Origin of the sequence: Micromonospora sp. NBRC 101691, assembly GCF_030269285.1 — a bacterium.
GTDB classification, from domain to species: Bacteria; Actinomycetota; Actinomycetes; order Mycobacteriales; family Micromonosporaceae; genus Micromonospora; species Micromonospora echinospora.
In genome coordinates, this window is sequence record NZ_BSTB01000024.1 from 76,148 (window position 1) to 86,995 (window position 10,848).

Annotated in this window: 9 protein-coding genes; 4 read left to right on the forward strand and 5 right to left on the reverse strand. The window is 72.5% G+C overall.

The genetic code is table 11. The annotated features are described in order from the left end of the window. Positions 1 to 77 precede the first annotated feature (77 nt). Both QSK20_RS28050 and QSK20_RS28055 read right to left on the reverse strand, forming a co-directional pair. On the reverse strand, positions 78 to 1,043 hold the full coding sequence (locus QSK20_RS28050; protein WP_285791621.1) for a golvesin C-terminal-like domain-containing protein: 966 nt from the start codon (positions 1,041 to 1,043) through the stop codon (positions 78 to 80). Beyond that, positions 1,043 to 1,213, reverse strand: coding sequence for a hypothetical protein (locus QSK20_RS28055; RefSeq protein WP_186542647.1), 171 nt, complete (start codon positions 1,211 to 1,213; stop codon positions 1,043 to 1,045). The genes QSK20_RS28050 and QSK20_RS28055 overlap by 1 nt, the downstream gene beginning before the upstream one ends. A 279-nt stretch (positions 1,214 to 1,492) precedes the next feature. On the opposite strand from QSK20_RS28055, the gene QSK20_RS28060 reads away from it, so the two are divergent. Continuing rightward, positions 1,493 to 1,762 (forward strand): GlsB/YeaQ/YmgE family stress response membrane protein, encoded by a 270-nt coding sequence (locus QSK20_RS28060; RefSeq protein ID WP_285791622.1) that lies wholly within the window; start codon positions 1,493 to 1,495, stop codon positions 1,760 to 1,762. Between the two features lie 24 nt (positions 1,763 to 1,786). Here the strand turns inward: QSK20_RS28060 and QSK20_RS28065 are convergent, their stop codons facing one another. The 3 genes from QSK20_RS28065 to QSK20_RS28075 form a co-directional block, all read right to left on the reverse strand. Further along, a complete protein-coding gene (locus QSK20_RS28065; protein ID WP_285791623.1) occupies positions 1,787 to 2,863 on the reverse strand; it encodes a LacI family DNA-binding transcriptional regulator in 1,077 nt (358 codons plus the stop codon). Next, positions 2,844 to 5,327, reverse strand: coding sequence for a glycoside hydrolase family 3 C-terminal domain-containing protein (locus tag QSK20_RS28070; protein ID WP_285791624.1), 2,484 nt, complete (start codon positions 5,325 to 5,327; stop codon positions 2,844 to 2,846). Before QSK20_RS28070 ends, QSK20_RS28065 begins: the two co-directional genes overlap by 20 nt. 330 nt (positions 5,328 to 5,657) lie before the next feature. Further along, positions 5,658 to 6,884, reverse strand: coding sequence for an ROK family transcriptional regulator (locus tag QSK20_RS28075; RefSeq protein ID WP_285791645.1), 1,227 nt, complete (start codon positions 6,882 to 6,884; stop codon positions 5,658 to 5,660). A 276-nt stretch (positions 6,885 to 7,160) separates the two neighbouring features. Between QSK20_RS28075 and QSK20_RS28080 the strand changes: the two genes are divergently transcribed. Genes QSK20_RS28080 through QSK20_RS28090 form a run of 3 tightly spaced genes read left to right on the forward strand, consistent with a single transcriptional unit; the run spans position 7,161 to position 10,845 of the window. After that, positions 7,161 to 8,828, forward strand: a complete 1,668-nt coding sequence (locus tag QSK20_RS28080; protein ID WP_285791625.1) for an extracellular solute-binding protein — start codon at positions 7,161 to 7,163, stop codon at positions 8,826 to 8,828. Further along, positions 8,825 to 9,871 (forward strand): ABC transporter permease, encoded by a 1,047-nt coding sequence (locus QSK20_RS28085; RefSeq protein ID WP_285791626.1) that lies wholly within the window; start codon positions 8,825 to 8,827, stop codon positions 9,869 to 9,871. The genes QSK20_RS28080 and QSK20_RS28085 overlap by 4 nt, the downstream gene beginning before the upstream one ends. Further along, a complete protein-coding gene (locus QSK20_RS28090) occupies positions 9,868 to 10,845 on the forward strand; it encodes a carbohydrate ABC transporter permease (RefSeq protein WP_285791627.1) in 978 nt (325 codons plus the stop codon). Before QSK20_RS28085 ends, QSK20_RS28090 begins: the two co-directional genes overlap by 4 nt. Positions 10,846 to 10,848 lie beyond the last annotated feature (3 nt).

Consider the following 10,848-nt stretch of genomic DNA (forward strand, 5'->3'; position numbering starts at 1 on the left):
CCGGCTCCCCGCGCGGGGCATTTCCGCCCGGGGAGCGCCGCATCCGCTGCGGGCGGATGCGGCGCACCGGCGCGGCGTCAGACCCGGGTGACCCGGATCGCGTCGGCGATGACCAGGCCGCTGGCGGTGGTCCACCGGCTGACCCCGACGCGGTTCGCGTCGCCGGCCGGCAGGGTGAACGTGCCGAGGCTGCGCCACGTGCCGCCGGTCCGCTGGTCGACCACGACCGTCTTGTTGCCGGTCGTCGTCGAGACGATGTACGGCGTGGCGCTGTTGTAGCCGGAGACGCCCGGCCACCAGGCGTCCACCCGGTAGTTCGCGGTCGCCGGGATGTTGACCTTGTACCAGGCGACGTCGCTGGCCAGGACCGGGTTGGCGTACCGGTAGTCGGCGCCGTAGCGCTGGCCGGAGTACGTCGAGACGCCCCAGTTGGCGCTGGCGGTGAACCGACCGGCGGTGGTGTTGTCGACGATGGTGCTCCAGGCCGGGGGAGTGGTACCGCCCATCTTGGCGGCCACGTCGGCGCGCATGACGTTCAGGTCGATGAAGGACGGGTCGATCTTGCCGCTGGTGCTCGTCTCCCGGTGTCCCCGGGCGTAGCTGGAGTCCCGGCCCAGCCGCTTGAGGACGGCGGCGGTCGCGGCGACCGAGGCGTTGTACTGCGCCGCGGTCATCTCCTGGTTCACGCCGTTGTAGTCGATCTCCCACCCGATCAGCATCGTGTTGCCGTCCCCGGCGGGGATCGGCCCGCTGGCCCGGGCCGTGCCCGCGTGGTTGCAGCGGCCGGCGGAGATGACGTGGAAGACGCCGTGGTAGTCGACCAGCGCCTGGCAGAGCGGGCCGGGCAGGTCGGAGCGACCGTTGATGCAGACGTTCAGCGCGGGGTGCGGGTTGCTGGCGCTGGAGGTGGCAGCGGTGTGGTGCCAGAGCACGCCGATCGGGTCGAAGCTGCCCGGCCGCATCCGGTTCAGCCAGTCGCCGTGGACCACCACCTGCACGCCGGCAGAGCGCAGCACGTCCACGAGCCAGGGGATGGTGGCCATCAGGCCTCCCCGAGCAGGTCGGCCAGGCACTCCACGCGCTTGGCGGTGGGAGCCGGGGCGGCGCTGGCCGAGGCGGGCGCGGCAGCGACGGCGGCGGATGCGGCGACCACGAGGGCCGGGACGCCGAGCAGACGTCGGCGCCGCAGTCGGAGGGATCGTGAGGTGGCCACGGCGCTCCTTAGGAACGAGGGGTCCAAGGGGGGTTCACCAGGTCGACGACCAGGTTGATCGGCACGCTATATCCTCACGCCCATCTATGTCGATAGTCTTCGTGTCTGTTTATCGACGTGAAACTCTCCGACGATCATCGGGTCGCCGCGACGACGGTCGGCAAGCGGTCGTGTGACGGTTCCATGACGAAGCGCCCCGCCGGCCGCGAACCGCGTTTGCGCAGTCCGGAGCGGTGGGGATGGGTACGTTGACGACAGACCCGCCAAGGGAGGTATCCCATGGAAGTGACCGGCTTCTTCACTGCCCTCGTGATCGGCCTGATCATCGGTGCGCTCGGCCGGTTGGTCGTGCCGGGCCGGCAGTCCATCCCGATCTGGCTCACCCTGCTCATCGGTGTGATCGCCGCCGTCCTCGGCACGCTGGTCGCCGGGGCCCTCGGTGTCGACGACACCCCGGGGGTCGACTGGATCGAACTCGCCCTCCAGGTCGTCTTCGCCGCGATCGGCGTGTCCGTCGTCGCCGGCACCTACGGCCGACGCCGGCACTAGAGCGGAGCCACCGGCCCCGTCCTGTCACTCCGTTGCCGGGGCGGGTCCGGTGCTGCCGCGTACGGTCAGCCGGGGCGCCAGCAGGGTGGCGTCCGGCACCGGCTCGCCGGTGAGCTTGCGCATCAGCAGCGACACCGCCTCCCGGCCGGTCTCCTCCGCCGGCACCGGCACCGAGGTCAACGCCGGGCTGGCCCGCTCCGCGAACTGGTCCGGGCAGACCGCCACCACCGAGACGTCCTCCGGCACCCGCCGACCGAGGGCGGGCAGCGCGGCCAGGACCGGCCCGACCGCCGCCTCGTTCTGCACCACCAGCCCGGACAGGTCGGGGGAGCGGGTCAGCAGGTCGACCAGTTCGTCCCGGACGGCGGCCACCTCCTCCGGGCAGGGCCGGGTCTCGGCCGTGACGCCGAGCCGGATCGCGGCGTCGGTGAACCCGGCCCGGGTCCGGTGCGCGAACCCGGTGCCCCGGTCGTAGACCGCCGTCGGCGCGCCGAGCAGGGCGACCTGGCGGTGCCCGAGCGCGGCCAGGTGCTCGACACAGACCTCCCCGGCCCGGCGGAAGTCCAGGTCCACGCAGGTCAGGTCGGTCGGGTCGGCGGGAAAGCCGATCAGCACGCTGGGCCGGGTCAGCTCCCGCAGCAGCGGAGCCCGGCTGTCGTGCATCTCGACGTCCATCAGCACGATCCCGTCGACCATCGCGCTGGCCGCGATCCGTCGCAGCCCGGCCGCCCCCTCGTCGGCGGTGAGCAGCAGCACGTCGTGGTCGTAGCGCCGGGCGGTGGTCACCACCGCGGTGGCGTACTGCATCAGCACCGGCACCTGCGCCCCGGTGCGCAGCGGCAGCACCAGCGCGATGACGTTGGCCCGACGGCTGGCCAACGCCCGCGCGCCGGCGTTCGGGTGGTAGTCGAGCAGGCGGATGCTGGCCAGCACCCGGTTGCGGGTGGCCGCCGAGATGGCCCGCTTGCCGCTGAGCACGTACGACACGGTGCTGACCGCGACCCCGGCGTGCCGGGCCACGTCCGCGATCGTGACCAGGTCGGCCGACTTCACCGCGCGGGTCGGGGAGCCGGCGGCCCGGTCACCGGGTGGCGCCGACATCGAAGGGTTCCCGCTCGGGCCGCCACCCGGCCGTCCCGCCGGTCACGGCCAGCGCGCCGACCAGCCGGATGTCCCGCGCCGAGCGTCCCACCAGCACGCTGTGCCGGGCGTCCTCCACCACCGGCCGGCCCCGGGACTCGTCCCAGTACGCCAGGTCGGCGACGCGCAGCCGCAGCGTGACGACCCGCCGTTCGCCCGGGGCGAGGGAGATCCGGGCGGTGTCGCGCAGCTGGCGCAGCGGCTGCTTGACCCGTGAGCGGCGCTGGCGGGTGTAGAGCTGCACCACTTCCTCGCCGGGGCGGTCGCCGCTGTTGGTCACCGTCACGCTCACCCCGACCTCCTCGTCGGCGGTCGCCGACCCCGCGCTCAGCTCCAGGTCAGCGTAGTCGAACCGGGTGTAGCCGAGCCCGTGCCCGAACGGGTAGAGCGGATCGCCCCGGTGGTAGAGGTAGGTGGCGTCCGCCTCGATGACGTCGTAGTCGAGCAGGTCGGGCAGCTCGGCGCCGTCCCGGTACCAGGTCTGCGGCAGCCGGCCGCCCGGCTCGGTGTCGCCGGCCAGCGCCGCGGCCAGCGCCGCACCGTACTCCTGGCCGCCGTGCGCGGACCAGAGCACCGCCGGCAGGTGCGCGTCGGCCCATCCGATCGCGTACGGGTAGCTGCTGCTCAGCACCAGCACGGTCCGCGGGTTGGCGGCGTGCACCGCCTCCAGCAGTCGCTGCTGCCCGGCGGGCAGGGCCAGGTCGACCCGGTCCTCGGTCTCGCGTCCGTTGACCATCGGGTGGTTGCCCAGCACCACCACGGCCACGTCGGCGGCGGCGGCGCGGGCAGCGGCTTCGGCCGCCCCGTCGGCGACCAGCTCGACCCGGAACGCGGTGGCCCCGGCGGCGTCGGCCGCGTCGGCCCGCAGCAGCCCGTCCGGGCCGGCGGCGACGTACCGGTCGGTGGCGACGTGGTGCAGCAGCACGGTGCCGTCCGGCCCGGGGTGGCACCGGAAGGTCTCCCGGACCACCCACTCACCCGGTCCGGGCCGGTCGTTGACGAGCAGTCCGTTCTCGTCCGCGCGGACGTGTCGCCCGTTGGCGACCGCGCGCAGCGCCAGCAGGTCCGCTCCCCAGTCGAAGACGTCCAGGTGGGTGTCGTCGGTCGCGTCGGTGGCGTCGGCGGTGAGCGCCGCGCCGTCCGGCGTGCCGGCGCAGCGGACGTACCGGTCGCCGACCCGCAGCGCGATCCGGTCCACCCCCTCGTGACCGGTCACGGTGGTGTACCGCTCGGCCAGCGCCCCGTATGCGGTCACCGCGTACGGCAGCGTCCCGCTGTACCAGTCGGTGAAGAGGGTGTCGGCCAGCGGGCCGAGCACCGCCACCCGCAGCCCCGGGTCGGTGGCCAGCGGCAGCAGTCCGTCGTTGCGCAGCAGGACGAGCGACTGCCGGACGGACTCCCGGGCCAGCTCCCGGTGCGCGGGGCAGTTGACCACGTCCGGCGACACGTCGGCGTACGGGTCCTCGTCGCGCGGGTCCAGCTCGCCGAGCCGGACCCGGACCGTGAGGATCCGCCGTACCGCCGCGTCCACGTCGGCCTCGGTGACCAGCCCGCGGCGCAGCGCCTCGGTGAGCCGCTCGACGGTCGGCGTGCTGTCCTCGTTGTCCTCGGTGAAGTTGTCGATCCCGGCGCGCAGCGCGGCGGCGAAGCCCTGCACGTGGTCGGGCAGGTACCCCTGCATCCCGGCGATGTTGGTCACCGCGCCGGCGTCGCCGACCACCATGACCTCGCCCGGCGCGTACCGGCGCAACTCGTCGGCGATCAGCGGGCTCAGGTGCGCCGGTACCCCGTTGACCAGGTTGTACGAGGCCATCACGGCGACCGCCGCGTCGGCGGCGAGCGGGGCCCGGAAGGCGGGCAGTTCGTACTCGTGCAGCACCCGGGGCGGCAGGTTGCTGGAGGTGGTGGCCCGGTCGGTCTCGTTGTTGTAGCCGAGGAAGTGCTTCAGGGTGGGGGCCGTACGCAGCCGCCAGGGGTGGTCCCCGCGCAGTCCGCGCGCGTACGCGGTGGCCAGGTGCCCGGTGAGCCAGGGGTCCTCGGCGAAGCCCTCCTCGTTGCGTCCCCAACGCGGGTCGCGCAGCGGGTTGACCACCGGCGCCCAGACGTTCAGCCCGACCCGGTCCGGGTCGGCGTGGTGCATGGCGCGGACCTCCGCGCCGACGGCCGCGCCGACCGCGCGCAGCAACTCCGGGTTCCAGGTGGCGCCGAGCCCGACCGCCTGCGGGAAGACGGTGGCCGGCCCGAGCCACGCCACCCCGTGCAGCGCCTCGGTGCCGGTGCGGAACGACCGCAGGCCCAGCCGGGGCACCGCGGCCTGGTACTGGTGCAGCAGCCCGATCTTCTCCGGAAGGGTGAGCTGGCCCAGGAGGTGCTCGACGCGGTCGCCGGGGGAGTCGCCGGATGCGGGAGCGATGCGGTTCGTCATGGTCGGTCCGTTGCCTTTCCTGGCCTGCCTCGACCCGGTCCGGGCTGTCGAAGCGCTTCGACGACCACCGGCGCGGGACGTGCGGGATCGGGGTGAGGGGTAGCCGTCAGCCCGGTCGGCGGGAAGCGCCTCGACGGCATGCACACGTGACCCGCCCCGGTTGCCCACGTGTTACGGGGCGGCTGTCTGAGGCTTGCACCAGCCCCGTCCTCCGGTCAAGAGGTTGGTGGGATCGCTTCCACGCGGGCGTGTCGATGGATGTCCGTCGGTGCGGGTGTCGGGTCGGTCGCGTCGGCCGGACGCGTCCGGCCGCCCGGTGCCGGACGTGGGTCAGCCGAGGGCGGCGGCCGGGGTGGGCAGCCGGCCGGCCTCGACCGCGGCCAGCGACGCGGTCGCACCGCCCAGCGCCGTCGCCTCGGCGCCGAGCGTGGAGGCCTCCAGCCGGCAGCCACCGGCGTCCGGGGCGAGCGCCCGCCGGGTCAGCTCCGTCCGGGCCGCCGGCAGCAGCCAGGGTGCCAGCGCCGCGAAGTGTCCGCCCACCAGCACGGCCTCCGGGTTGAGCAGGTCGGCCAGGACGGCCGCGCCGTGCCCGAGGTGCCGGCCGAGGTCGGCCAGACCGGCGAGGGTGGACCGGTCCTCGGCGCGGGCCAGGGCCTGGATCCGTTCGATCTCCGGGGCGAAGTCGGTGACCGCGCCGTCGGACTCGACGTCGGGCAGCAGCCGGCGGACCACCGCCGGCAGACCGACGAGCGCCTCCAGGCAACCCCGCCGGCCGCACCGGCACGCCGGGCCGGACGGGTCCAGCGGCAGGTGCCCGACCTGGCCGGCGAAGCCCCGCCCGCCGCGCAGCAGCCGCCCGTCGACGAGGACGCCCGCGCCGATGCCGACGCCGCCGGTGAGGTGCACGAGGTTGGCCGTTCCGGCCCGGTCCCCGTGGCGCTGTTCGGCCAGGACGGCCAGGTTGGCCACGTTCTCCACGGCCACCGGGAAGCCCGGGTCGCGGAGCGCGGCCCGCAGTTCGGCGGCGACCGGCGCGTCCCGCCAGTTCAGGGTGGCGGCCAACGGCACCGTGCCGGTGGTGTCCACCAGCCCCGGCACCCCGAGGGTGAGCCCCAGCACGGTACGGCCCCCGGCGGTGAGGCGTCCGACGGCCCGGCGGGCCAGCTTCGCCACGGCGGCGACGGTCTCGGCGGGGGAGGCGTCCAGCGTGCCGAAGGCCCGGCGCCAGGTGAGCAGCCGGTTTCCGCCCAGGTCGACCGCGACCACCACCAACTCGTCGGCGTCGACCTGCATGCCCAGCGCCGCGTACGGCTCGCCGTCGAGGACCAGCATGGTCGCCGGCCGGCCGACCCGGTTCTCGGTGAGCCCGGTCTCGCGCAGCAGCCGGCGTTCGATCAGCTCGGTCACCAGGCTGGAGACGGTCGCCTTGTTCAGCCCGGTGCGGGCCGCGATGTCCGCCCGGGAGCAGGGGGAGTGGGTGCGGACGTAACGCAGCACCACGGCCCGGTTGGTGGCCCGGACGTCGCTCAGGTCGGTCGGCTGCGGCCCGGTCTGCATGGTGATCAACGTTCTCCGCTCCCTGCGCCGACGTGCCCCGACCGGTGCTGTCGTGGGCGGTGATCGCGTCTTCATCATGCCGCACCCGGACCGTCGGTTCCGACCGGTACGCCCGTCGCGGTCCGGTTGCCGACCACCGGGTCCGCTCCCTTGTGGGACCGGTGGCGGTCGTTTAGTTTGTTCGGCTAGAAGACTAACTAATCCTAACCGGGTCGGGCCGCTTTGCAACCGTGATCACCACGATCCGGCCCGGTTTCGCCATGAAGGGAGTGCGCCGTGCAGCCGTCCCTGCCGGACGTGTCCACCGATCGTCGGACCCTGCTCCGCCTCGCCGGGGCCGGCGCCGCCGCGACCGTGGCCGGCGGAACCCTGGCCGGGTGCAGCAAGGAGGCGGGCAGCCAGGGCAGCGCCACCAAGGCCGACGCGATCCGTGCCGTCCTGCCCACCTACAAGCCCGCCGAACTGCTCAAGCCGGACATCCCGGGGGAGGGGCCGATCCCGGACGGCTACCTCACCTATCCGCGTGAGCTGGTGGACGCGATCACCGAGCAGCCCGGCCGGGGCGGCGCGCCGATCGGCACGATGAGCCCGTGGTGGGGGCCGGCCCCACCGACGCTCGGCCGCAACTCGTACCTGGCCGCGGTGAACGGCAAGCTCGGCGTGGACGTCAACCCCAGCCTCCAGGACGGCGGCACCTACGCCGACAAGCTCAACGCCATGCTCGGCGCGCGCGACGTGCCGGAGTTGCTCAGCGTGCCGAACTGGGAGGTGGACAAGGTCGCCCGGTTCTCCGACGCGGTCAAGGCGCTCTTCGAGGACCTCACCGACCATCTCAAGGGCGATGCCGCCGCCACCTACCCGTACCTCGCCGCGCTGCCGACCGGCGCCTGGGAGTACTCGGTCTGGGGCGGGCGGCTGTACGCGGTGCCGTTCCCGACCGACGGCCCGTTCGCCTACGCGCTCTTCTACCGCAAGGACCTGGCGGCCAGGAGCGGTCTGGGCGCCCCGACCAGCCCCGAGGAGCTGTACGAGTTCGGCAAGAAGGCCACCGACCCGGCCAAGGGGGTCTGGGCCTTCGGCAGCGTCTTCGACATGGTCCAGCAGTTCTTCGGCTGTCAGCAGATCTGGCGGAAGAAGCCGGGCGGCGGGCTGGAGCACAAGTTCGAGACCGCCGAGTTCCGGGCCGCGCTGGAGTTCACCGCCCGGCTCTTCGCCGAGAACCTGGTTCACCCGGACACGGTGGCCAGCAAGGGCGCCGACGAGAAGCAGCTCTTCAAGGGTGGCAAGATCCTGATGTACCAGGACGGCCTCGGCGCCTGGCAGGGCATGCAGGGCGAACAGTCCAAAGTGCTGGCCAGCTTCGACATGCAGCCACTGCCGGTCTTCGGCGTGAACGGAAAACCGGCGGTGATCTGGGGCAGCGAGAAGCCGATCTTCTTCACCTTCCTCAAGAAGGGGCTCGGCGAGGAGCGCACCCGGGAACTGTTGCGGGTGCTGAACTGGTGCGCGGCACCGTTCGGCAGCCGCGAGTTCGAGCTGCGCGAGTACGGCGTGGAAGGCAAGCACTTCACCCGGGGCTCGGACGGCAGCCCGGTCCCCACCGAGCTGGGGCGCAAGGAACTGGGCGCGCAGTACACCCACATCGGCGGCCGGGTGCCGGTGAAGGTGCGCAGCGGCGACACCCCGAACTACGTCCGCGACTACCTCGGCTACTACCAGAAGCACATCTCGTTGATGGAGAAGGACCTCTTCGCCGGGATCAAGCTGGAGCTGCCGGCGAACTGGTCGAAGATCCTCACCCCGACCGAGGACAAGATCCGGGACATCCTGCGGGGCCGCCGGCCGATCGGCGATCTCGACCAGGTGCGCAAGGAGTTCCTGTCCACCGGTGGCGAAGAGGGGCGCGCGTTCTTCGAGAAGGCGCTCGCCGACAACGGCCGATGAACCGGGCGGGCACGGCCGGGGCGGTCGACGCCCCGGCCGGCACCGATCGGGAGCCCACACCGGCTGGGCGTACGCCGAAGCGGGGTCGCCGTCGCGGTGACCGGCCCCGCCCCCGGCGCAACCTGCGGGCCCGGCTGCGCCGGGACTGGCCGCTGCTGGCGATGACCGCGCCGGCCGCGTTGCTGCTGCTGGTCTTCCACTACCTGCCGACCCTCGGCAACGTGATCGCCTTCCAGGACTACAACCCGTTCGTCGGCGACGATCCGCTCGAGGCGTTCCTCTACAGCGAGTGGATCGGCTTCGGCAACTTCGAGGCGCTCTTCCGCGACCCGCTCTTCTGGGACGCGGTCGGCAACACCCTCACCATCACCGCTTTCCAGCTGGTCTTCTTCTTCCCGCTGCCGATCCTGCTGGCCATCCTGCTCAACAGCCTGGTCTCCGGCCGGGTGCGCGGCTTCGTGCAGAGCGTGGTCTACCTGCCGCACTTCTTCAGCTGGGTGCTGGTGATCACGTTCTTCGTGCAGATGCTCGGCGGCGCCGGGCTGCTGGCCCAGGAGATGCGCCAGGCCGGGCTGGAACCGTGGAACGTGATGACCAACCCGGACACGTTCATCGTGCTGGTCACCGCCGAGGCGGTCTGGAAGGACGTCGGCTGGGGCGCGATCGTCTTCCTGGCCGCGCTCGCCGCCATCGACCCGAACCTGTACGAGGCCGCGGCGGCCGACGGCGCGGGCCGCTGGCGGCGGCTCTGGCACATCACCCTGCCCGGCCTGCGCCCGGTGATCGTCCTGCTGCTCATCATGCGGCTGGGCGACGCGCTCTCGGTCGGCTTCGAGCAGTTCATCCTCCAGCGCGACGCGGTCGGCCGCGAGGCCGCCGAGGTGCTGGACACCTTCGTCTACTACCAGGCGATCGCCACCCAGCAGTGGGGCCTGGGCGCCGCCGCCGGCCTGTTCAAGGCGGTCGTCGGCCTGCTGCTCATCGTCACCGCCAACCACCTGGCACACCGGATGGGCGAACAGGGGGTGTATTCGAGATCATGACCGCACAGCTCAGTGGGGCCGGACCGGTGCCGGTGGCGCCGCCCCCGGTCGACGGTCGCCGGAAACGGCGGGCCCGGCCGGCGCGGCCGGTCTGGGAGGGACCGCCCTCGCCGGCCGGCCAACTCGGCAAGGGCGTGGTGCTCACCCTGTTGGTGCTCGCCGTGCTCTTTCCGATGTGGTCGGTGGTGGTGACCAGCCTCGCCTCCCGGGAGACGATCAGCGAGACCGGTGGCATGGTCGTGGTGCCACGCGAGTTCGACCCGAGCGCGTACGTGACGATCTTCAACGGCGGTCAGATCACCCAGGCGGTCTGGATCAGCACCCTGGTCACCGTGCTCGGGACGGCGGTGAGTCTGGTGCTCACCGTGCTCGCCGCGTACGGTCTCTCCCGGCCGGGCTCGGTGGCGCACCGGGGGCTGCTCTTCTTCTTCCTGCTGACCTTCCTGATCTTCCCCGGCCTGGTGCCCAGCTACCTGGTGGTTACCGGGCTGGGCCTGAAGGACAGCATCTGGTCGCTGATCCTGCCCAGCGCGATCAGCGTCTTCAACCTGGTGGTGATCCGGGCGTTCTTCATGAACGTCCCCGGCGAACTGGTCGACAGCGCCCGGATCGACGGGGCGGGCGAGTTCCGCATCCTGTGGAAGGTCATGCTGCCGCTGTCGAAGGCGGTCGTCGCGGTGGTCGGTCTCTTCTACGCCGTCGGGTACTGGAACGCGTACTTCAACTCGGTGCTCTACATCGACGACAACGACAAGTTCCCGATCCAGCGGGTGTTGCAGACCTACATCCTGGGTGGACAGTCACCGGCCGTTTCCGGGTCGTCGTGGAACATCCCGGGGGTGACCGCGTACCCGCCGACGCTGGCGGTCAAGATGGCGGTGGTGGTGGTGACCGTCCTTCCCGCCGTGATCATCTATCCGTTCGTGCAGCGGCACTTCACCAAGGGCGTGATCACCGGCGCGGTCAAGGGCTGACCC